19 protein-coding genes are annotated in these 21,447 nt (G+C 68.6%); 13 read left to right on the top strand and 6 right to left on the bottom strand.

Features of this window, described 5'->3' with window-relative positions; all coding sequences use genetic code 11:
• The first annotated feature begins 257 nt into the window (after nucleotides 1-257).
• A complete protein-coding gene (locus G6N33_RS04230; protein ID WP_044510578.1) occupies nucleotides 258-953 on the top strand; it encodes a hypothetical protein in 696 nt (231 codons plus the stop codon).
• Here the strand turns inward: G6N33_RS04230 and G6N33_RS04225 are convergent.
• From G6N33_RS04225 to G6N33_RS04210, 4 genes are read right to left on the bottom strand one after another with little or no spacing between them, the layout of a single operon-like run.
• A complete protein-coding gene (locus tag G6N33_RS04225; protein ID WP_101528585.1) occupies nucleotides 950-2,305 on the bottom strand; it encodes a TIGR01777 family oxidoreductase in 1,356 nt (451 codons plus the stop codon). The genes G6N33_RS04230 and G6N33_RS04225 overlap by 4 nt on opposite strands.
• A 53-nt stretch (nucleotides 2,306-2,358) precedes the next feature.
• Nucleotides 2,359-3,603, bottom strand: a complete 1,245-nt coding sequence (locus tag G6N33_RS04220) for a glycosyltransferase family 4 protein (RefSeq protein ID WP_101528586.1) — start codon at nucleotides 3,601-3,603, stop codon at nucleotides 2,359-2,361.
• On the bottom strand, nucleotides 3,600-5,183 hold the full coding sequence (locus G6N33_RS04215) for a 1,4-alpha-glucan branching protein domain-containing protein (RefSeq protein WP_101528587.1): 1,584 nt from the start codon (nucleotides 5,181-5,183) through the stop codon (nucleotides 3,600-3,602). Before G6N33_RS04215 ends, G6N33_RS04220 begins: the two co-directional genes overlap by 4 nt.
• Nucleotides 5,180-6,001 (bottom strand): class I SAM-dependent methyltransferase, encoded by an 822-nt coding sequence (locus tag G6N33_RS04210; protein WP_044510584.1) that lies wholly within the window; start codon nucleotides 5,999-6,001, stop codon nucleotides 5,180-5,182. Before G6N33_RS04210 ends, G6N33_RS04215 begins: the two co-directional genes overlap by 4 nt.
• A 228-nt stretch (nucleotides 6,002-6,229) precedes the next feature.
• Here G6N33_RS04210 and G6N33_RS04205 point away from each other — a divergent pair, with 228 nt between their 5' ends.
• From G6N33_RS04205 to G6N33_RS04175, 7 genes are all read left to right on the top strand, one after another.
• The gene (locus G6N33_RS04205) at nucleotides 6,230-7,021 is read left to right on the top strand and encodes an electron transfer flavoprotein subunit beta/FixA family protein (protein ID WP_044510586.1); all 792 of its coding nucleotides are present in this window, start codon (nucleotides 6,230-6,232) and stop codon (nucleotides 7,019-7,021) included.
• A 36-nt stretch (nucleotides 7,022-7,057) separates the two neighbouring features.
• On the top strand, nucleotides 7,058-8,014 hold the full coding sequence (locus G6N33_RS04200) for an electron transfer flavoprotein subunit alpha/FixB family protein (protein ID WP_044510588.1): 957 nt from the start codon (nucleotides 7,058-7,060) through the stop codon (nucleotides 8,012-8,014).
• A gap of 161 nt (nucleotides 8,015-8,175) precedes the next feature.
• Complete coding sequence (locus G6N33_RS04195; protein WP_044510590.1) at nucleotides 8,176-9,045, top strand: GNAT family N-acetyltransferase; 870 nt, start codon at nucleotides 8,176-8,178, stop codon at nucleotides 9,043-9,045.
• Nucleotides 9,042-9,881: a lysophospholipid acyltransferase family protein gene (locus G6N33_RS04190; protein WP_044510591.1), complete on the top strand. Its 840-nt coding sequence runs from the start codon at nucleotides 9,042-9,044 to the stop codon at nucleotides 9,879-9,881. The genes G6N33_RS04195 and G6N33_RS04190 overlap by 4 nt, the downstream gene beginning before the upstream one ends.
• 63 nt (nucleotides 9,882-9,944) lie before the next feature.
• The gene (locus G6N33_RS04185; RefSeq protein WP_044510593.1) at nucleotides 9,945-11,123 is read left to right on the top strand and encodes a cysteine desulfurase family protein; all 1,179 of its coding nucleotides are present in this window, start codon (nucleotides 9,945-9,947) and stop codon (nucleotides 11,121-11,123) included.
• Nucleotides 11,120-12,196, top strand: coding sequence for a tRNA 2-thiouridine(34) synthase MnmA (gene mnmA, locus G6N33_RS04180; RefSeq protein ID WP_081662226.1), 1,077 nt, complete (start codon nucleotides 11,120-11,122; stop codon nucleotides 12,194-12,196). The genes G6N33_RS04185 and mnmA overlap by 4 nt, the downstream gene beginning before the upstream one ends.
• Nucleotides 12,197-12,305: 109 nt before the next feature.
• On the top strand, nucleotides 12,306-12,581 hold the full coding sequence (locus G6N33_RS04175) for a DUF4190 domain-containing protein (RefSeq protein ID WP_155945957.1): 276 nt from the start codon (nucleotides 12,306-12,308) through the stop codon (nucleotides 12,579-12,581).
• Between the two features lie 32 nt (nucleotides 12,582-12,613).
• On the opposite strand, the gene G6N33_RS04170 is transcribed toward G6N33_RS04175, so the two are convergent.
• Nucleotides 12,614-13,222 carry a sensor domain-containing protein gene (locus tag G6N33_RS04170; protein ID WP_044510596.1) on the bottom strand — a complete coding sequence of 203 codons (609 nt, stop codon included), beginning with the start codon at nucleotides 13,220-13,222 and terminating at the stop codon, nucleotides 12,614-12,616.
• A 135-nt stretch (nucleotides 13,223-13,357) separates the two neighbouring features.
• Here G6N33_RS04170 and G6N33_RS04165 point away from each other — a divergent pair, with 135 nt between their 5' ends.
• From G6N33_RS04165 to G6N33_RS04145, 5 genes are all read left to right on the top strand, one after another.
• Complete coding sequence (locus G6N33_RS04165; RefSeq protein WP_044510597.1) at nucleotides 13,358-14,386, top strand: uroporphyrinogen decarboxylase/cobalamine-independent methonine synthase family protein; 1,029 nt, start codon at nucleotides 13,358-13,360, stop codon at nucleotides 14,384-14,386.
• 75 nt (nucleotides 14,387-14,461) lie between these two features.
• Nucleotides 14,462-16,546, top strand: a complete 2,085-nt coding sequence (gene ligA / locus G6N33_RS04160) for an NAD-dependent DNA ligase LigA (RefSeq protein ID WP_044510599.1) — start codon at nucleotides 14,462-14,464, stop codon at nucleotides 16,544-16,546.
• Between the two features lie 36 nt (nucleotides 16,547-16,582).
• A complete protein-coding gene (locus tag G6N33_RS04155) occupies nucleotides 16,583-17,191 on the top strand; it encodes a TetR/AcrR family transcriptional regulator (RefSeq protein WP_101528588.1) in 609 nt (202 codons plus the stop codon).
• A 172-nt stretch (nucleotides 17,192-17,363) separates the two neighbouring features.
• Nucleotides 17,364-17,795 carry an MmpS family transport accessory protein gene (locus tag G6N33_RS04150; RefSeq protein ID WP_179962662.1) on the top strand — a complete coding sequence of 144 codons (432 nt, stop codon included), beginning with the start codon at nucleotides 17,364-17,366 and terminating at the stop codon, nucleotides 17,793-17,795.
• Nucleotides 17,792-20,701, top strand: a complete 2,910-nt coding sequence (locus tag G6N33_RS04145) for an MMPL/RND family transporter (protein ID WP_044510602.1) — start codon at nucleotides 17,792-17,794, stop codon at nucleotides 20,699-20,701. Before G6N33_RS04150 ends, G6N33_RS04145 begins: the two co-directional genes overlap by 4 nt.
• Before the next feature lie 35 nt (nucleotides 20,702-20,736).
• Here G6N33_RS04145 and G6N33_RS04140 read toward each other — a convergent pair whose 3' ends face one another.
• Nucleotides 20,737-21,393 carry an ACT domain-containing protein gene (locus tag G6N33_RS04140; RefSeq protein WP_044510604.1) on the bottom strand — a complete coding sequence of 219 codons (657 nt, stop codon included), beginning with the start codon at nucleotides 21,391-21,393 and terminating at the stop codon, nucleotides 20,737-20,739.
• Nucleotides 21,394-21,447 lie beyond the last annotated feature (54 nt).

Raw genomic sequence — 21,447 nt, 5'->3', positions numbered from 1 at the left:
CGGCCGCCGTTGTGAACGGCTTGGATTCACGCGTTGGTACCCCTTCGGTGCAACAACAAACAGGCCCGGCGCGACGGCGCGTCGAGCGCCCCGGTCACACCAACATGCCACATAATTCAAAATTTTAAACATTAAATAGTTGATATGAAATCGCCCGGGTGGTCGCGCCGCGTGGGGTTTGGCCGGCAGACAGGCGGGTACGCGGGGCGTCACCGGCTGGAGCGCGCCAAACCGACACGACCAAGAGGAGCCCGCCCGTGAGTGTTGCCGACGTGGTTGCTTTGCCGTTCCGCGTGGGATCCGCCGTCCGGGGCCGACGGTTCTTCCATCCGGTCGGGGTGCTGGCACAAGGACGTGCCGAACGCGTGGCACCCGCGCAATGCGGGCTGCCGTTGCCGTCGAGCGATGTCATCGTCCGGGTCTCCAAGGCGCTCGGAACGCCGGGATCGTTGCCCGATCTCATCGGGCTGGCCATCCGGATCGATGCACCGCAGTCATGCGCCGCGCCGTGGGACATACTGCTCGTCTCCGCGGGATCGGGCGTGCTGACTCGGGCCGTGGCGCTGCGCCCGGTCACCTCCTGGACCGGGCAGACCCTGTCCAATTTGATGCCGGTGCGCTACCGCGACAGTCCGTGGTGGTTACGCGCCCGCATCGAGACCGACATCCGCGGCAACGGGCTGTCGCTCGACGACCTCGCACGGCGCATCGACCACGGCGGGATCGACGTGACGCTCGACCAGGCCCGCGGGCGAGGCGATTTCACCCCGTTGGCGCGGCTGCACCTGTCGACTGTGATGGACCCGCAGCAGGCGGACGTGTCGTTCGATCCGGTCCTCAACACCGCGCCCGGGTTGACGTTGTATCCCGGCTGGCTCGCCGACCTGCGCGCCCACGCCTACCGGCGCAGCCGCGAAGGCCGGTTGTTCGGATTGCTACCGGCGCGGCGCTAGCCCGTGCGCCCGAGGAGGTGCCGCAGCGCCTGGCTCAACTCCGGTTGACGAAAGCCGTGTCCGGCTCGGGCGAGCTTTTCCGGACCGACGCGCTGATTGGCCAAGGCGAGTTCGCGCGCCCCCTGCCGGCCGAGCAGGATCCGCGGTCCCAGCGGCGGCACGGGTAACACCGTCGGCCGGTGCAGGACGTCGCCGAGGATCCGGGTGTATTCCGCATTGCGGACAGGTTGGGGGGCAACGGCATTCACCGGTCCCGACAATGTGGCATCCCACAGGACGCGGTGATACACCTCGACCAGATCGTCGATGCCTATCCACGACAACCATTGGTGTCCGTCGCCGAGCCGGCCGCCCAACCCGGCGGTAAACAGCGGTCGCAGCAGCTTCCGCGTGCCCCCGCGCGGGGACTGCACGATGCCGGTGCGAATCTGCGCCACCCGCACGCCGGCTTGGGCAGCGGGGGTCGTCGCCGCCTCCCAGTCGCCGACGACGTCGGCCAGAAAACCGTCGCCGCGTGCACTGGTTTCGGTGAGGATCTCCTCGCCGCGGTCGTATCCGTAATAGCCGATCGCCGAGGCCGAGATCAGGGCCGACGGGCGATCGGGGCCGCGCGCGACCAGCTCGGCTAGTCGACGCGTCGGGCCAATCCTGCTGTCATGCACGGCTTTGCGGTGCTCATCGGTGAACCGCCCGGCGATGGAGGCGCCGGCCAAATGGATGACCGCGTCGACGCCGGCCAGCAGGTCCGGGTGCGGGTCGTCGGGATTCCACTGGCGTTCCCCCCGTCGGCGTGCGGCTCGGCGGACAAGTCGGATGACGCGGTGCCCGCCCGTGCCCAGAAATGCCGATAGCGCCGTACCCACCAGGCCCGACGCTCCGGTGATAGCAATCGTCAACGGGGCCAGGCCGGTTGCGGCGGCACGCCGATGCGCGGCGAGGTCGTCGGCCAGTTGGCGGTGTCGGTACCGGAACATCGGCCGCAACGCCGCGCCGGGCACCGGCGTCTGCACCCGGTCGATCACTCGGGTGCGCTGGTCGCCGAGATCCTCGAACTGGTGCACGTGCTGCCACCGGATCGCGACCCGTGCCGGCAGCGACGCCAGCCCGTCACCGCCGATGCAGTCTACGAATTGGCGCGGCGGGTCGTAGCCGTCGGGCCGGTGCTGGGCCACCCAGCGCAAGCCGCCCGGCAGCGCCAACACGGCCCGCCCGTCTTCGAGTGAAGAAGCCTCGGCGATCAGCCGGATGGGTGCCCACGGCGGCGAGAGACGCTCGAACGCACCCGGTCGTCGATACCAGGCGAACACGGTGTCGCGCGGCGCGTCGATCACGCTGCAGAATTCCAGTCCCATCGTGGCAACAGGGATACCCGCTGGCGCTCAGAGCATGCCTGGGCGCTTGTTGCTCAGCGGTCGGGCAGCGCGTGCTCAACGATGGGCAGGCGGGGAAGTTGCTGACGCTCGCCGCGTTTGGCCGCCAGGTACACCTGTGCGGTCTGGCCGGCCACCGTGTCCCAGTCAAAGTCGGAGGTGAGCCGTTCGCGGGCAGCACGGGCGCGCCGCTGCGCGGCGGCCGGGTCGTCGAGCACGGTGCGCACCGCCGCTGCCAGGGCCGCCACGTCGCGGGGCGGGCACGACACACCGGTCTGGCCGCTGATCACCGCCTCGCCCAGGCCACCGATGTTGGAGGTCACCAGCGGGGTGCCGGCCGCAGCGGCCTCCAACGCGACGAGCCCGAACGGTTCGTAGTGGCTGGGGAAGACAGCGGCGTCGGCCCGATGCAGCGCGGTCAACAATTCGTCATGGTGCAGGTGCCCGACGAAGCGAGTTGCCTTGAGAACTCGGTATTTACGGGCCTGCCCGACGAGCCAGTCCTGCTGGGTTCCATCCCCGGCGATGGTCAGCGTGGTGCCGGGATTGGTGCGCCTGATCCGCGGCAGCGCGGCGATCAGATCGTGCACGCCCTTCTCGTACTCGAGTCGGCCGACATACAGCAGTTCGGCCGGACCGGTGCGCGGACGCCGTGGCGCGAAGGGCCAGCGCGCGGCATCAATACCGTTGCGAATGACCGTCGTCTCGGCCAGCCCCGGGCCGAACAGCTCGGTGATCTCGTCGGTCATCGACGCCGAACATGTGATCAGCGAATCGGATTCGCGCACCAGCCACGACTCGACCGCATGCACCTGTCGGCTGATCGCCCCGGAGACCCAGCCGGAATGCCGACCCGCCTCGGTCGCATGAATCGTGGAAACCATTGGTACGTCGTAGAATTGGGCCAACGCGATAGCGGGGTGGGCGACCAGCCAATCGTGTGCGTGCACCACATCGGGCCGCCAGGGCCGCCCGCTGCCCGGTTTCTTCAGGTTGAGTCCGGCGCGGATCATGGCGTGGCCCATCGCCAGTGTCCACGCCATCATGTCGGTGCCGAAACCGAATTCGTGCGGATCCTGCGCGGCCGCGATCACCCGGACGCCCTCGCGGACCTCGTCGGATGACGGGTGCGTGCTCGGATCGGTGCCAGCTGGGCGCCGCGACAGCACCACCACGTCGTGCCCCGCCGCCGCCAGCGCCGTCGACAGGTGATGCACGTGGCGACCCAGCCCGCCGATCACCACCGGCGGGTACTCCCACGACACCATCAGAATTCTCATCGCGGCAGCCTCCGGGCATCCAGCGCGCCGAAAAGGCCGTCGGCGCGGTTCCAGCCGTCGGCCAGCCGCTGCGCGGTGTCGCGTCGGCCCGAGGCCAGCGCCGCGGCGATCTCGCGGGTGGCATGGGCGTGCAGGTGGGCGCGGTAGCGGGCGTAGTCCGCGGCCGAGTCCTTGCTGACCATGAACGGCCAGTCGCTGGACACGGTCAGCAGCGTCTCGCGCAGGATCTGGTCGGCCACCCGGTCGCGGGGGGTCGGCCCGTCCAGTGCCGCCGAGGTCTGCGCCAGCGCCTTGTCCACGGTGCTCAGCGCGGTGTCCACCACCTCGGTGTTGAGCTGCACCAAGTCGGCGACCTGTTCGCCCGCCCATACCTGCCAGTCCTTGCCCGAACCCCACGAACTCGGCGGCAGCGCCACCGACGGGCCGACGAAGCCGCCGGCCAGCGCCTCACTCAGGGTGCCCACCCGAACGCCGGCGGCAGGCAGCGCACGCAGTACGCGAGCTAGCCACGTCGGCCCTTCGTACCACCAGTGGCCGAATAGCTCGGTGTCGAAAGCCGCGATTACGTGGGCCGGCCGGCCGATGCGCTCGGATTCGCTGTGCAGCCGGTTGCGCACCACGTCGATGAAGTCGGCGACATGGGTGTCGACGGCGTGGTCGGCGCGCTGCGGGTGATAGGGCGCCTTGTCGTGCGACGACACGTTGCGCCCGGTGACCCGTGCCGGCTTGAGCCCGGTCAGGTGGTCGTAGGTGTGGAAGTCGCGGTAGGCGGCGTGCCCCGGATAGCCCGATTTCGGCGACCACACCCGGTAGCTGACCTGCAGGTCGCGTCCGAATGCCACCACATCGCTGTCGCCGACGGGCCGGCCCAGCGCGGTGTCGCCGTGCAGCGACGGGCCGTCGACCATGAAGTGCGTGACGCCCGCGGCGGCGTAGTCGTGTTCCAGGCCGGGCGCGTAGGCGCACTCGGGGGCCCAGATGCCGCGCGGGGTGTGGGCCAGCCGCTGCCGGGCGTCGGCCAGGCCCTCACGCAGCGCGAACTCGCGCAGCCGCGGATTGAGCAGCGGCTGGAACGGGTGGGCCAGCGGACCGCCGAGCAACTCGACCGTGCCGGCGTCGACCAGGCTGCGCAGCAACGGGCTGCCGCCGTGCCGCCACAGCGTGGCGAAGTCGTCCAGTGCCCGGTCGGCCTCGGCGCATTCGCGACTTCCGAACGCCCGCAACGCTTCCGGCGTGCAGGAAAGATAGCCGGCCGACTTCGATTTGGGGATCGACCGCACGCTGGCGGCCTCCGCCGCGCGCAGCCGCCAGTTGGCCAGCCAATGATGCATGCCGTCCAGGCAATACGGGTCGTCGAGCTGGGCATTGACCACCGGGGTGACGCCCAGGGTGAGCAGCCCGCGGCGATCCTCGTCGGCCAGCGTGCGCAGCACCCGCAACAACGGCAGATAGGCCGCCGCCCACGATTGATAGAGCCATTCCTCCCCGACCGGCCAGCGGCCGTGGTGGGCCAGCCACGGCAGGTGGGTGTGCAGCACCAGCGTGAACATGCCGGGCACCGGCGCCGCGGGGGTGGTCACGGACGCACCGCGATTGCGACCAAGTCCAGGCTCTCGTCGATGTTCCGGTCGGAGGCGCGGAGCAGGTCGAAGTCGTCGGTGGTGACCGCGGCGACATCGGCCGCCAACCCCGGCGGCCAGGGCGCGTCGGCAACGGCGCGGGCGATTTGCGCGTCGATGATCGACCCGCCATGCCGGGCATCCATCTCCCGCAGCCGTGCGCCGTGGAACAGGCCGCTGACCGACACGTCGGAAAAGCCGGCGTCGACCAGTAGCTCGGTGAGCTCGTCGGCGTTCAATTCCCGGGTGTGAAACGGGTTGATCGGAGTGTCGCGGCCGGGGGAGAAGGTGATGCGATTTGGTGTGGACATCATCAGCAGCCCCGACGGGCGCAGCACCCGCGCGCATTCCTTGACGAATTGTGGCTGGTCCCACAGGTGTTCGATGACCTGAAAATTCACCACCACGTCCATCGACGCGTCGGGCAGCGGCAGCTCGGCCAGGTTCGCATGCAACACCTCCACCCGCGGATAGCGGGCGCGCACATGGGCCACCGCCGCCTCGTCGTAATCCACCGCGACCACCCGCCGGGCCGACTCGGCGATCAAATCCGCTCCGTAACCTTCGCCACACCCGGCCTCGAGCACGTCGCGGCCCACACAGTGCGTTGCCAGCCGCTGATACACCACTTGATGGCGACGGAACCAGTAGTTCTCGATGTCCAGGTCGGGGATAGTTCGCTCCCCGGTCAGCGTCAACACCGCCGGCGGCGCTGCAGAGACCGCCGGTGAGGTGCCGCCAGGGCAGGCGTGGGGGGCGTCGGGGACGAATGCGCTCATTGCATAGGGAGGCTAACGCGAAGTGTCGGATTCGCGAACCGTCCAGCGGGGTAGATCCCGGTCGCGGGAACAGGCGGCCCGCAAGAACCTGCAGTACGACCCGCTATGGTGTGAGGGCAGGTCGCACAAAGTTACCGAGAAGTAACACAATCGTGCGTGGCAGAACGCGTACTGAACGTCTCGTGGCTCGCCGCTGCGAGGCTCCTTCAAGGAGGACGAACCACACTCATGACGAACATCGTGGTCCTGATCAAGCAGGTCCCAGACACCTGGTCGGAGCGCAAGCTGACGGACGGAGACTGGACGCTTGACCGGGAGGCCGCCGACGCGGTCCTGGACGAGATCAACGAACGCGCGGTCGAGGAGGCCCTGCAGATCCGCGAGCGGGAAGGCGGCGAAGGCACCGTGACCGTGCTGACCGCGGGCCCCGAGCGCGCGACCGAGGCCATCCGCAAGGCCCTGTCGATGGGAGCCGACAAAGCGGTTCACGTCAAGGACGACGGCCTGCACGGCTCCGACGTGATCCAGACCGCGTGGGCGCTGGCCCGTGCGTTGGGCACCATCGAGGGCACTGAGCTGGTCATCGCCGGCAACGAGGCCACCGACGGCACCGGGGGTGCGGTCCCGGCCATCATCGCCGAATACCTGGGCCTGCCGCAGCTGACCCACCTGCGCAAGCTGTCCATCGAAGGCGACAAGGTCACCGGCGAACGCGAGACCGACGACGGTGTGTTCACCCTGGAGGCCGCGCTGCCCGCGGTCGTCAGCGTCACCGAGAAGATCAACGAGCCGCGCTTCCCCTCCTTCAAGGGCATCATGGCCGCCAAGAAGAAAGAGGTCACGGTGCTCAGCCTGGCCGACATCGGTGTCGAGGCCGACGAGGTCGGTTTGGCCAACGCCGGATCGTCCGTGCTGTCTTCGACCCCGAAGCCGCCGAAGACCGCGGGTGAGAAGGTCACCGATGAAGGTGATGGCGGCAACGAGATCGCCAAATACCTGGTGGCCCAAAAGATCATCTGACGCTTACCCCCATACACGAGAAGAGCGAAATAACCCATGGCTGAAGTACTGGTGCTCGTCGAGCACGCTGAAGGCGCGGTGAAGAAGGTCACCGCCGAGTTGCTCACCGCCGCCCGCAAACTGGGCGAGCCGTCCGCCGTCGTGGTCGGCGCCCCGGGCACGGCCGCGCCGCTGACCGACGCGCTCAAGGAGGCCGGCGCCGCCAAGATCTACATCGCCGAATCCGACGACGTCGACAAATACCTCATCACCCCGGTCGTCGACGTGCTGGCCTCGCTGGTCGAATCCGCTTCTCCGGCAGCGGTTTTGCTGGCCGCCAGTGCGGACGGCAAGGAGATCGCCGGCCGGCTCGCCGCCCGCATCGGTTCTGGGCTGCTGGTCGACGTGGTCGAGGTCAAGGAAGGCAACAAGGCCGTCCACTCCATCTTCGGTGGCGCGTTCACCGTCGAGGCGCAGGCCAACGGCGACACCCCGGTGATCACCGTGCGGGCCGGCGCGGTCGACGCGGAGCCGGCAGCCGGCGCGGGTGAACAGGTCACCGTCGAGGTCCCGGCACCCGCCGAGAACGCGACCAAGGTCACCTCCCGCGAGCCCGCGGTCGCCGGTGACCGTCCGGAACTCACCGAGGCCACCGTCGTGGTGTCCGGGGGCCGCGGCGTCGGCAGCGCGGAGAACTTCAAGGTGGTCGAGGAACTCGCCGACTCGCTGGGTGCGGCCGTCGGTGCGTCGCGTGCCGCCGTCGACTCCGGCTACTACCCCGGCCAGTTCCAGGTCGGCCAGACCGGTAAGACGGTGTCCCCGCAGCTCTACATCGCGCTGGGCATCTCCGGGGCGATCCAGCACCGCGCCGGCATGCAGACGTCGAAGACGATCATCGCGGTCAACAAGGACGAAGAGGCACCGATCTTCGAGATCGCCGACTACGGCGTGGTGGGCGACCTGTTCAAGGTGGCTCCCCAACTGACCGAGGCGATCAAGGCCCGCAAGGGCTGATCCGCGCTTCACCCCAAACGCCCCCGGCGCCGCGCGTCGGGGGCGTTTGCTGTGACCGGCCGCGCGCGGCGCTCGTCCGGCACCGTATTCGTCATCTGACGTGCACCGACACGTCATAGCGTCGATGCCGATTCGCTCCTCGATTGCGCGACGTTGTTCCCGTGAGCATTGCTTCTGTTCTGATCCCGAGCGACACACCGGACGGGGCGGCAGCCAGCGCTGGCGCGCCGCGTTATTCGCTGTTGCTGTCCACCGACCCCCGCCTCGTCGAGGCGGCCCAGCGGCTCCGTTACGACGTGTTCGCCAGCACACCCGGCTTCGTGCTGCCGACGACCGGCGCCGATGACCGCGACGCCGATCGCTTCGACGAATTCTGCGATCACTTGCTGGTCCGCGACGACGACAGCGGTGACCTGGTCGGGTGCTACCGCATGCTGGCGCCCGCGGGCGCCATCGCGGCCGGGGGCCTGTACACGGCGACCGAATTCGACCTCGCCGCCCTCGATCCGCTGCGGCCTTCGCTGGTGGAGATGGGACGGGCCGCGGTCCGCGACGGGCACCGCAACGGCGCGGTGGTGTTGCTGATGTGGGCCGGGATCCTGGCCTACCTGGACCGCTACGGCTACGACTACGTGATCGGATGTGTGTCGGTGCCGATCTGCGGGGAATCGGGCGACCGACAAGACCAGGCGCCGGGCAGTCACCTGCGCGGGGTGCGCGATTTCGTGCTGAACCGGCACGCCGCACCGCCGGAATACCGGGTCCGTCCGCATCGGCCGGTGGTGGTGGACGGCAAGACCCTCGACGAGATCGCACCGCCGCCCCGGCCCGCGATACCGGCCCTGATGCGCGGCTACCTGCGGTTGGGCGCCAAGGTTTGCGGCGAGCCCGCCCTGGATCCGGACTTCGGCGTCGGCGACTTCTGCGTCGTGCTCGACAAGAGCCGGGCCGACACCCGATATCTGCGGCGGCTGCGGTCGGTGTCGGCGACGGCCCATATGAGCAGCGAAATGGCGGGCGGCACCCGATGAATGCCCCCCCGAGGAATCCACCCGCCACCACACACGCCTGGCTGCCGCGCTCGACGTGCGACAGCAGCTGTGTGGGTGTGGGCCCCGCGTCGCCGCGGTGGCTGGTGGTGCTGCGGGTGACGCTTCGCCTTATGTTGGCGCTGCTGATGGTGCCGACGCTGCCGCTGGCGCTGGTCCCGATGCCGGGCCAGATGCGACTGCGGCAGTTCCACTGCCGCACGTTGCTGCGCTGTTTCGGGGTGCGCATCAGCGTCTCGGGGGCCCCGATCCGGAACCTGCGCGGCGTCCTGGTGGTCAGCCCGCACATCTCCTGGCTGGATGTCTTTTCCATCGGCGCGGTGTTGCCGGGCTGGTATGTGGCCCGCGCCGACATGTTCGGCGAGCCCTGGGCGCGCGTGCTCAAGATCATTCCCATCGACCGGCGCAGCCTGCGCCGGCTGCCCGGCGTGGTGGACTCCGTGGCGTCGCGGCTGAGCGCGGGTCAGACCGTGGTTGCTTTCCCCGAGGGCACCACCTGGTGCGGTGTGGCTTGCGGGTCGTTCTATCCGGCGATGTTCCAGGCCGCGATCGACGCGGGCCGCCCGGTGCAACCACTGCGGCTGACCTATCACCACGTCGACGGCCTCATCTCGACCGCCCCGGCCTTCGTCGGCGACGACACCCTGGCCGCGGCGCTCGTCCGGCTGATTACCCAGCGACGCACCCTGGCGCACGTGCACGTCGAGTCGCTGCAGCTGCCGGGCCATGATCGGCGGGCGCTGGCCCGTCGCAGCCAACAGGCCGTGGGGGTCGGCGTGACGCGTCGGCCAGGACAACGTCACGCGCTGGTGGCCTAAGAGCAGCCCAAGCCGTTCCGGCCCGCGTCGCCGCCGGGCCGGCCCGGTATCGTGGGGCGCGTCATGGTCTACCTCGATCACGCCGCCACCACCCCGATGCACCCCGCCGTCGTCGAGGCGATGACGGCTGTGTTCGGCACCGTGGGCAACGCCTCCTCGCTGCACAGCAGCGGCCGGGCCGCGCGGCGCCGGATCGAGGAGTCGCGCGAGCTGATCGCGGACCGGTTGGGTGCACGTCCCTCGGAGGTCATCTTCACCACCGGCGGCACCGAGAGCGACAACCTGGCCGTCAAGGGCATCTACCGCGCCCGCCGCGACGCCGACGCCCGTCATCGCCGCCTCGTCACTAGCAAGGTGGAACACCATGCGGTGCTGGACTCGGTGCACTGGCTCGTCGAGCACGAAGGCGCCGAGGTGAGCTGGCTTCCGACCGAGCCGGACGGATCGGTCTGCGCGGCCGCGCTGCGCGAGACGCTGCAGAGCCATGACGACGTTGCGTTGGTCTCGGTGATGTGGGCCAACAACGAGGTGGGCACCGTCATGCCGGTCGCCGATCTTGCCGCCGTTGCCGCCGAATTCGGCGTTCCCATGCACAGTGACGCTGTGCAGGCGGTCGGGCAGCTGCCCGTCGACTTCGCCGCCAGCGGGTTGTCCGCGCTGAGCGTGGCCGCGCACAAGTTCGGCGGGCCGGTGGCAGTGGGCGCGTTGCTGCTGCGCCGCGACGTGGCCTGTGTGCCGCTGCTGCACGGTGGTGGGCAGGAGCGTGACATTCGTTCCGGCACACCGGATGTCGCCGGCGCGGTGGGCATGGCGACCGCAGTGCGGCTTGCGGTGGACGGCCTGGAGGCCAACAGCGCGCGGCTGCGGGCACTGCGTGATCGCTTGGTCGAGGGCGTGCTCGCCGAGATCGACGACGTCCGTGTCAACGGGTCCCGCGAGGCGCGGCTTCCGGGCAACGCACACTTCACCTTCCGCGGCTGTGAGGGCGACTCGCTGTTGATGTTGCTGGATGCCAACGGCATCGAGTGCTCGACCGGTTCGGCGTGCACCGCCGGTGTCCCGCAGGCCTCACACGTACTGATTGCTATGGGCGACGACGCCGCCACCGCGCGCGGATCACTGCGGCTGTCGTTGGGGCACACCACTGTCGACGCCGACATCGACGAGGTACTGCGGGTGCTTCCCGCGGCCGTCGACCGCGCCCGGCGAGCGGCGCTGGCCGCCGCGGGGGCGTCCAGGTGAAAGTGCTCGCCGCGATGAGCGGCGGCGTCGATTCATCGGTAGCCGCCGCTCGCATGGTCGACGCCGGGCACGACGTGGTCGGTGTGCACCTGGCGCTGTCGTCGGCGCCTGGCGCACTGCGCACCGGCTCGCGCGGGTGCTGCTCGAAGGAGGACGCCTCCGATGCGCGCCGCGTCGCCGACGTACTTGGAATCCCGTTCTACATCTGGGATTTCGCGGAGAAATTCGCCGAAGACGTGATCGACGATTTCGTGTCGGCCTACGAGCGTGGCGAGACGCCGAATCCATGCGTGCGCTGTAACCAGCGGATCAAGTTCGCCGCGCTGTCCGCACGTGCCCTGGCCCTCGGTTTCGACACGGTCGTCACCGGCCACTACGCCAGGCTGTCGCAGGGCCGACTGCGGCGCGCCGTCGACCGGGACAAGGACCAGTCCTACGTGCTGGCCGTGCTGACGGCGGAACAGCTACGCCACGCGGCCTTCCCGGTGGGCGACACGCCGAAGCCGCAAATCCGCGCGGAGGCCGCACGGCGCGGCCTCGCGGTGGCGGACAAACCGGACAGCCACGACATCTGCTTCATCCCGTCGGGTGACACCCGCGCGTTCCTGGGCGAGCGCATCGCCGTGCGCCGGGGCAACGTGGTCGGCGCCGACGGCGCGGTGCTGGCCACGCACGACGGCGTGCACGGTTTCACGATCGGACAGCGCAAGGGACTGGGCATCGCCGGTCCCGGACCCGACGGCCTGCCGCGCTACGTGACGGCCATCGACGCCGACACCTCGACCGTGCACGTGGGCAGCGTCGCCGACCTCGAGGTGCGGGCACTGACCGGCCGCGAGGCCGTGTTCACTTCGGGAACCGCACCCACGGGCCCCATCGAGTGCACCGTGCAGGTGCGGGCGCACGGCGAAACCGTCGCCGCGGTCGCCGAATTGGTCGGTGACCAGCTCGACGTGCGGCTGCGCACCCCGCTGCGCGGCGTGGCACGCGGTCAGACGGTGGCGCTGTACCGCCCGGATTCGGCCGGCGACGAGGTGCTGGGCAGCGCGGTCATCGCCGGCACTTCCCGCTGATAGTCGCTCGGCGGCGCACGTTCCAAGAATTTCCCAAGCCGTTGTGGAGACCATTCGTCTCGACACTGTGGCGAACCCGCAGCGGGCCGGAGAGGACGGACGAACAACGATGAGCGACAACCAGGCCACCGCGCACGTGACGCAGACCAACAGCCTGACCGTCGCGGCGTTTGTGCTGAGCATCATGGGCATGTACGCCAGCCCGATCCTGAGCGGCGTTCTGGCCCTCGTTGGCATGCGTCAGGTCAAACGGCATGGGCAGCAAGGATTCGCGTTCGGCCTTGCCGCGCTGGTGGTCTCGGCTGCGGTCACCGCCCTGCACGTCGCGATGTGGATCGAGTGCGGGCATCCGAATTTTGAACTAATGACCACCGCGCACTGGTGAAAGATGTTCGTGTGCAATGCTTTTCACATGTGCTAGTGGGGCATGTTGGCGGTGATGTTGGTCATCACGATGTCGGACACCGATTGCGGAAACCCGCAGAAGGTCACTTCCAGCAAGGCCACCGACAGCTGCCGGTAGTCGCGGCCGCAGCCGCCGGGCCCCAGGTGCAGCGAATCGGTGCCCGCCTTCCACTCGCCCACGAACGCGCGACCGTCGGCGCCGTCGGCGCAGTCGGTCACGGTCGACACCAGCGCGGCGAAGGCCCGTTGCGCGGTGCCGACATCCCGGTAGGCCGCCGCGCCCTCGGAGATCAGTGCGCCGTCGGGCGGATCCTGAAAGGTGATTTTGTGGAATTCTTCGATCTCCGGCCCGAACGTGGCGGTCTCGGCGTAGAGGAAGCGGCAGGCGGCCGGCGCGGCCCCGGCCAGCGCCTCGATGTCGACCGGCGCGCTGCCGTCCATCGAGGGGATGATCGACAGATGCTCACCGGCACCGGTGATCGCACGCATCCGCGACTGGTCCAGCAGGATGGTGTCGACGTTGACGCCGTTGACACCCCGGGCGCCACCGGTATCGCCGGGCACCGCCGAGCCATCGACGACCCGGGTGCACGCCACGGTGAGCGCGACCGCGCCGTACATCAGTAGCGGTCCCGCGAATCTTGCCCTGCGCCACACCGTTTTGCACCCCTCTAAAGCGTCGAGCCTAACCCTGGCGACGGCGGTCACGCACCCCTGGCTCGTGGGCGGTGATGCCACGTCGAATACGGTTGGCCGGTGAGTGTTTTCGCCGACATCGTTCCGAAGGCCACCGGTGTCGGGTCGTGGCCCGGCACCGCGGCCCGGTCGGCGGCGCAGATCGTCGTCGGGGAGTTGGCGGGTGCGCTGGCGCACCTGGTGGAGTTGCCGGCCAGGGGAGTGGGCGCCGACCTGCTGGGGCGCGCCGGCGCGCTGCTGATCGACGTCGCGATCGACACCGTGCCCCGCGGCTACCGGATCACCGCCCGGCCCGGCGCGGTGACCCGTCGGGCCGTCAGTCTTCTCGACGAGGACATGGACGCGCTGGAGGAGGCCTGGGAGACGGCCGGCTTGCGCGGCGGCGGGCACGCGGTCAAGGTGCAAGCCCCCGGCCCGATCACGCTGGCCGCCGGGCTGGAGCTGGCCAACGGTCACCGGGCGATCACCGATGCCGGGGCGGTGCGCGACCTGACGGCGTCCCTGGCCGAAGGCGTCGCCACACACCGCGCGGCGCTGTCACGGCGGTTGGACACGCCGGTCGTGGTGCAGCTCGACGAGCCGTCGTTGCCCGCGGCATTGGGCGGCCGATTGAGCGGGGTGACCGCGCTGAGCCCCGTCGCGGCGCTCGACGAAGCGGTGGCCGAAACGTTGCTCGACACCTGTGCCGCGGCCCTGGGCGACGACGTGCTACTGCACAGTTGTGCGCCCGAACTGCCGTGGGAACTGTTGGGGCGCAGTGGTATTGGTGCGATGTCAGTTGATGCCGCGACGTTGACGGCAGCGGACCTGGACGGAATCGCGGGGTTCGTCGAGTCGGGGCGCACCGTGCTGCTCGGGGTGGTCGCCGCCACTGCCCCGCAGCGCCCACCCTCGGCGGAGCAGGTGGCTACCGCGCTGGTCGCGGTGACCGATCGGCTTGACTTCGCTCGCTCGGCGTTGCGGGATCGCATCGGCGTCACGCCGGCGTGCGGCCTGGCCTCGGCGACGCCGCAGTGGGCCCGCACCGCGATCGAGCTCGCCCGGCAAGCCGCCGAGGCGTTCGCCGAGGACCCCGACGCCATCGGTTAACCGACCACGCGGGACAGCGCCGGGCGCGCGGCGGTGCCAGCAACCGCTGTCGGGGCGCTTCGATAGCCTGCGAGGGTGAGTTCGCCCGAAGCTGATCCCGTCCCACCAGAGATCCGGCGGCAGTGGCGGGAACTCGCCGACGAGGTGCGCGAACACCAGTTCCGCTACTACGTGCGTGATGCACCGGTCATTTCCGACGCCGATTTCGACCAGCTGTTGCGCCGGCTGGCGGCGCTCGAGGAGGAGCATCCCGAGCTGCGCACTCCGGATTCGCCCACCCAGCTGGTCGGCGGTGCCGGCTTTGCCACCGATTTCACCTCCGCCGAGCATCTGGAACGGATGCTGTCGCTGGACAACGTGTTCAGCACCGAGGAATTCGCCCTGTGGGCAGGGCGCGTCCATGCCGAGGTGGGTAACGAGGTGCCCTTTTTGTGCGAGCTCAAGATCGACGGGGTGGCGCTGGCGTTGGTCTACCGCGAGGGCCGGCTGGTGCGGGCGGCGACCCGGGGCGACGGTCGCACCGGCGAGGACGTCACCAACAACGCGCGCACCATCGACGACGTCCCGGAACGGCTGACGCCCAGCGACGGCTACCCGATTCCCGACGTCCTCGAGGTGCGCGGCGAGGTGTTTTTTCGTGTCGCCGACTTCGAGGCGCTCAATGCCGCGCTGGTCGAAGACGGCAAGACACCGTTCGCCAATCCCCGCAACAGCGCCGCCGGGTCGCTGCGCCAGAAGGATCCCGCGGTGACCGCGCGCCGCAAATTGCGAATGATCTGCCACGGAGTGGGATACACCGAGGGATTCCGTCCCGCCACCCTGCACGACGCCTATCTGGCGCTCGGTGCCTGGGGCCTGCCCGTCTCCGAACACACCGCGCGGGTGCCCAACGCCGCCGGCGCGCTGGAGCGGATCGCCTACTGGGGCGAGCACCGCCACGACGTCGCCCACGAAATCGACGGTGTTGTCGTCAAGATCGACGATGTCGCACTCCAACGCCGACTGGGGTCGACGTCGCGCGCACCGCGCTGGGCGATCGCCTACAAGTACCCGCCGCAGGAGGTACAGACCAAGCTGCTCGACATCCGGGTCAACGTCGGCCGGACCGGGCGCGTAACACCGTTCGCATTCATGACGCCGGTCAAGGTCGCCGGCTCGACCGTCGGGTTGGCCACGCTGCACAACGCGGCCGAGGTCAAGCGCAAGGGCGTGCTGATCGGCGACACGGTGGTGATCCGCAAGGCCGGCGATGTGATTCCGGAGGTGCTCGGACCCATCGTCGATCTGCGTGACGGCACCGAACGCGAATTCGTCATGCCCACGCATTGTCCCGAGTGCGGAACCGAACTGGCTCCGGCCAAGGAAGGCGACGCCGACATCCGGTGCCCGAACTCCCGATCCTGCCCAGCGCAGCTGCGGGAGAGGGTGTTTCACGTCGCCGGTCGCGGCGCCTTCGACATCGAAGGCCTGGGCTACGAGGCCGCGATCGCGCTGCTGCAGGCGGGGGTGATCACCGACGAGGGCGACCTGTTCACCCTCGCCGAGGACGACTTGCTGCGCACCGAGCTGTTCACCACCAAGGCCGGCACGCTTTCGGCCAACGGGCAGCGGCTGCTGGCCAACCTGGACAAGGCCAAGGCCCAGCCGCTGTGGCGGGTGCTGGTGGCGCTGTCGATCCGGCATGTCGGCCCGACCGCAGCGCGCGCGCTGGCCACCGAGTTCGGCAGTCTCGACGCCATCACCTCGGCAACCACCGAGCAGCTGGCCGCGGTCGAGGGCGTCGGGCCGACGATCGCCGCCGCGGTCACCGAATGGTTCACCGTCGACTGGCACCGCGCGATCGTCGACAAATGGCGGGCCGCCGGGGTGCGGATGGCCGACGAGCGTGACGTGAGCACCCCACGCACGCTCGAGGGGCTGACCATTGTCGTCACTGGGTCGCTGACCGGCTTTTCCCGCGACGACGCCAAGGAAGCGATCCTGGCGCGCGGCGGCAAGGCCGCGGGTTCGGTGTCGAAGAAGACCGACTACGTTGTCGCCGGCGACGCGCCGGGCTCGAAGTACGACAAGGCGGTGGAGTTGGGCGTGCCGATCCTCGACGAAGATGGGTTTCGGCGGTTACTGGACGCGGGACCGGAGGTGCGCCCGGAATCGCAGTAACCGCGTGATACTGGGCCCGGCACAGGTAGCGGATCTATGGTGGGCGCTATGACCCAGACCGTCGAACCGTACACGGAGGAGTCTCCGTGGTCTGCCCGCGAGGCCGAACTGCTGGCGGTCACCCTACGACTGCTGCAGGAGCACGGATACGACCAGCTGACGGTGGACGCCGTCGCCGCCGCGGGCCGGGCCAGCAAGGCCACGGTGTACCGGCGCTGGCCGTCGAAGGCCGAATTGGTGTTGGCCGCCTTCACCGAGGGGGTGCGCCAGGTGGCGGTCGCGCCCAACACCGGCAGCCTGCGCGGCGATTTGATCAGTCTCGGCGAGATTTGCGGCGAGCATGGCCGGCTGCACGCCAGCACCATTCGTGCCGTGCTGGTCGAGGTGTCGCGGCACCCCGCGCTCAACGACGTCCTGCAGGAGCAATTCCTCAAGCAGCGCAAGGCGCTGATTCGGCATGTGCTGCGCCAAGCCGTCGACCGCGGCGAGATCACCGAAGACGCCATCGATGACGAGCTTTGGGATCTGTTGCCCGGGTACCTGATTTTCCGGTCGATCATCCCGGGCCGGCCGCCCACTCGCCGCACCGTGCAGCTGCTCGTCGACCAGATTCTGCTCCCGGGCCTGACCCGAACCGCCCGGTAAAAGCCATCGCCGGCCGCGCCGCCCGATGTGTACGGGCGCGTCTCTTGTACAGTACGGTCCAGTACCGTACTCTAAGATCCGTCGGTCCCACCTGAGCGCGACACCGGTCGTGGTCACTAGCCGATCGAGCAACGCCCGACCAGCGAAAGGCCAACGGGTGAAGTCGATTTCGATGTCTGCCGTGCTGCGGCAAGGCTGGATGGTGTTGGTCGCGCTGCTGGTAGTCGCGATTGCCGGATTCGGAATCTATCGCCTGCACGGCATTTTCGGCTCGGACCCCACCAATTCGGCCAACAGCGGCCTGGCCAACGAGATCGTTCCGTTCAACCCCAAGCAAGTGGTGCTCGAGGTGTTCGGAGCACCCGGAGCGGTGGCCACCATCAACTACCTTGATGTCAACGCCCAACCGCAGCAGGTCAAGGACGCTACGCTGCCCTGGTCGTTCACCATCACCACGACCGAGCCCGCCGTCGTCGCCAACGTGGTGGCACAGGGCGACGGCGACACGCTGGGGTGCCGCATCACCGTCAACGGCGAAGTCAAAGACCAACGCACCGTCCACAAAGTCGACGCCTACACCTTCTGTCTGGATAAATCGGGATGAGCAATCATGAGCAGTCGCGGCCGTTCGTGCCGCGCACCATCCGCCGGTTCGCGCTGCCGATCCTGCTGTTCTGGGTGGCGCTGGCCGCGCTGACCAACATCGCGGTGCCACAACTGGAAGACGTGGGCAAAACGCACAACGTCGCGTTGAATTCACCGGATGCCCCGTCGCTCAAGGCGATCAAGCGAATCGGGGAGAAGTTCGGCGAGTTCGACACCGACAGCACGGCGATGATCGTCTTGGAAGGTGATAAGCCGCTGGGCGCGGATGCGCACAAGTTCTACGACGAGATGATTCGCAGGCTGGAGCAGGACCGCAAGCACGTCGAGCACGTGCAGGACTACTGGGGCGACACGCTGACCGCGGCGGGATCGCAGAGCAGCGACGGCAAGGCCGCCTATGTTCAGGTGAACCTGGCCGGCAACCAGGGCTCCGCGCTGGCCAACGAGGGCGTGGGCGCCATCCGCGACATCGTCGACCACATGAGGCCGCCGCCCGGCGTCAAGGCGTACGTGACTGGCGCGGCGCCGCTGATCTCCGACCAGTTCGACGTCGGCAGTAAGGGCACCGCGAAGGTCACCGCGATCACCATCGGCGTGATCTTCGTGATGCTGTTCTTCGTCTACCGTTCGGTGCTCACCACACTGCTGGTGCTCGCCACCGTCTTGATCGAAATGTCCGCCGCCCGAGGCCTTGTGGCGTTTCTCGGCAACGCCGGTGTGATCGGTTTGTCGACCTACGCGACGAATCTGCTCACGCTGCTGGTAATCGCCGCGGGAACCGACTACGCGATCTTCTTCGTCGGGCGCTACCAAGAGGCGCGCGGAACCGGCGAGGACCGCGAAACCGCTTTCTACACCATGTATCACGGCACCACCCACATCGTGCTGGGCTCGGGACTCACCGTGGCCGGCGCCGTGGCCTGTCTGAGTTTCACGCGCCTGCCCTATTTCCAAAGTCTGGGCATTCCAGCCGCTTTGGGCATACTGGTGGCGCTGTGCGCCGCGCTGACTCTGGGGCCGGCGATCCTGACCCTGGGCGCCAAGGCGGGCATCTTCGACCCCAAACGCGCAATACGTACCCGCGGCTGGCGCCGGATCGGCACCGCCATTGTGCGCTGGCCCGGGGCGGTGCTCGCGGCCGCCAGTGCGCTGGCGCTGGTGGGACTCATCGCGTTGCCTGGGTACAAGACCAGTTACGACACCCGTCCCTACATGCCGGCCAGCGCCCCGGCCAACGTCGGTTACACCGCCGCCGAGCGGCACTTCTCCCGGGCCCGGCTAGAGCCCGAGTTGATGATGGTCGAAACCGATCACGACATGCGCAACCCGGAGAGCATGCTCATTCTCGACAAAGTCGCCAAGGCAGTGTTCCACGTGCCCGGGGTGGCGCAGGTGCAGACCATTACCCGGCCGTTGGGCACCCCGCTGGTACACAGCTCGCTGGCGTTCGTGGTCAGCAACCAAGCCGCCGGGCAGCAGCAAAACCTGCAGTATCAACGAGATCGGGCCGACGACGCGCTCAAACAGGCCAACGAGCTGTCGAAGACGATCAATATTTTGAAGCAGCAGTACGCGCTGCAGCAGCAGCTCGCCGACGCCACCCACAGCGAGACCCAGAGCTTTCACGACACCATCGCCACGATTCAGGAACTGCGCGACAAACTGGCCAACCTCGACGACTTCCTGCGCCCGATCCGTAGCTACTTCTACTGGGAAAAGCACTGCTACGACATTCCCGCCTGCTTCGCGCTGCGGTCTACCTTCGAGGCGCTCGACACCACCGACCAGCTCACCGAGAAGTTCGAAAACCTCACGGCCACACTGGACAAGCTCGACGCGCTGCAACCGCAGCTGGTCGCGTTGATACCACCACAGATCCAGAGTCAGGAAACCAACCGCGATCTGACGTTGGCGAACTACGCCACCCTGTCGGGCATCTATGCGCAAACCGCCGCCGCGATCGACAACGCGACCGCGCTGGGCCGGGCCTTCGACGCGGCCAAAAACGACGACACGTTCTATCTGCCGCCCGAGGTGTTCGACAACCCTGACTTCAAGCGCGGGCTGAAGCTGTTCCTCTCGCCCGACGGCAAGGCCGTGCGGATGATCATCACGCACGACGGCGATCCCGCCACGCCCCAAGGGATCTCGCACATCGACCCGATAGATCGGGCCGCGCACGAAGCGCTCAAGGGCACACCGATGGCCGACGCGAAGGTCTATCTGGGCGGGACGGCGGCCACATACAAGGACATTCAGGACGGCGCTAAGTACGACCTGATGATCGTGGCGTTCGCCGCCCTGAGTTTGATCTTGCTGATCATGATGATCATCACGCGCAGCCTGATCGCCGCGCTGGTCATCGTCGGCACGGTGGCGCTGTCGCTGGGCGCCTCGTTCGGGCTGTCGGTTCTGGTCTGGCAGTATATGTTTGGCATCCAGTTGTATTGGGTCGTGCTGGCACTGGCCGTGATCCTGTTACTGGCGGTTGGATCCGATTACAACCTGCTGTTGATCTCCCGGTTCAAAGAAGAGATCCACGCCGGCCTCAATACCGGCATCATCCGGGCGATGGCCGGCTCCGGATCGGTGGTCACCTCGGCGGGCATCGTGTTCGCGGTCACCATGTGCGCGTTCGTATTCAGCGGCTTCCAGGTCCTCGGACAGATCGGGACCACGATCGGCCTCGGCTTGTTGTTCGACACTCTGATCGTCCGGTCTTTCATGACGCCTTCGGTCGCAAGGCTGTTGGGCCGCTGGTTCTGGTGGCCGCAGCACGTGCGACCGCGCCCGGCCAGCACAATGCTGCGACCGTACGGTCCGCGGCCCGCGGTGCGTCAGCTGCTGCTGTGGGAGGACGACGACACGGTGCTGGCCGGATCCCCGGCTCCCTCGTCGCGCTGACCGCCCCAGCTCAGTGCAGGTCAGCGCAGCTCAGCTCACTGCAGCATCGTGGCGACGATGCCCGCCAAATAGCCCAGCCGGGCCACCTCCGACGGCCGGAATTCCGGGCCCGGGCGACCCAGGACCACCGCGGTATCCGGGTCGCCGAGCGGGGCGGCCACCATCGTGGTGTCCATGTCGCGCCAGGCCTCCGGCACCCACTCGGCGCTCCCGTCCAGCGTCAGGGCCTCCCGGATCGGCAACCACGGCGCCGAGACCGCGCGCGTCTCGGGGGCGCCCGGGCTGGCGGCGACACGATGCAGTTCACCGTCGACACTGCGCAATACGGTGCACCAGCTCACCCGCAGCACCCGGGGCGCCTCGTCGGCCAGCACCTGCAGCCGCGCCGCCTGGCCGTGCGCCGCGGAGACGTGATCGAGCAGCTCCAGCTCGCGGTGCGCCTCCAGTAGCCCGGTGTGGGGGCGCACGCTATCCACGCGCACACCGTTCAGCGACTCGGCGGCGGTGATCAGCGTGTCGGGCATCGCCCCCGCGGGCAGCTCGATGACCAAGTCGTCGGTGGCATAACCGGCGCTGCGCTCCACAACGTCGAGGGACAGGATGTCCGCGCCCACCGAACCGAGCGCAACGGCCAGCGCGCCCAGGCTTCCCGGGCGATCGAGGAGCTCGATGCGCAACAGATACGACGGCACGCGCCCACTGTTGCACAGTGCCGCGCGCGCGGCATTTCAGCCCGGTTAGGCTTT

The organism is Mycobacterium simiae (assembly GCF_010727605.1).
Classification (GTDB): Bacteria; Actinomycetota; Actinomycetes; order Mycobacteriales; family Mycobacteriaceae; genus Mycobacterium; species Mycobacterium simiae.
The sequence above is the reverse complement of the archived record's forward strand: the minus strand, read 5'-3'. Positions and strand labels throughout refer to the sequence as shown.

Bases quoted from the DNA above. Each gene is read 5' to 3' on its own strand.
- G6N33_RS04225 (WP_101528585.1), bottom strand. From the start codon at position 2,305: ATGGGACTGGAATTCTGCAGCGTGATCGACGCGCCGCGCGACACCGTG.
- G6N33_RS04220 (WP_101528586.1), bottom strand. From the start codon at position 3,603: ATGAGAATTCTGATGGTGTCGTGGGAGTACCCGCCGGTGGTGATCGGC.
- G6N33_RS04210 (WP_044510584.1), bottom strand. From the start codon at position 6,001: ATGAGCGCATTCGTCCCCGACGCCCCCCACGCCTGCCCTGGCGGCACC.
- G6N33_RS04205 (WP_044510586.1), top strand. From the start codon at position 6,230: ATGACGAACATCGTGGTCCTGATCAAGCAGGTCCCAGACACCTGGTCG.
- G6N33_RS04200 (WP_044510588.1), top strand. From the start codon at position 7,058: ATGGCTGAAGTACTGGTGCTCGTCGAGCACGCTGAAGGCGCGGTGAAG.
- G6N33_RS04190 (WP_044510591.1), top strand. From the start codon at position 9,042: ATGAATGCCCCCCCGAGGAATCCACCCGCCACCACACACGCCTGGCTG.
- G6N33_RS04185 (WP_044510593.1), top strand. From the start codon at position 9,945: ATGGTCTACCTCGATCACGCCGCCACCACCCCGATGCACCCCGCCGTC.
- G6N33_RS04175 (WP_155945957.1), top strand. From the start codon at position 12,306: ATGAGCGACAACCAGGCCACCGCGCACGTGACGCAGACCAACAGCCTG.
- G6N33_RS04170 (WP_044510596.1), bottom strand. From the start codon at position 13,222: ATGTACGGCGCGGTCGCGCTCACCGTGGCGTGCACCCGGGTCGTCGAT.
- G6N33_RS04155 (WP_101528588.1), top strand. From the start codon at position 16,583: ATGGTGGGCGCTATGACCCAGACCGTCGAACCGTACACGGAGGAGTCT.
- G6N33_RS04150 (WP_179962662.1), top strand. From the start codon at position 17,364: ATGTCTGCCGTGCTGCGGCAAGGCTGGATGGTGTTGGTCGCGCTGCTG.
- G6N33_RS04145 (WP_044510602.1), top strand. From the start codon at position 17,792: ATGAGCAATCATGAGCAGTCGCGGCCGTTCGTGCCGCGCACCATCCGC.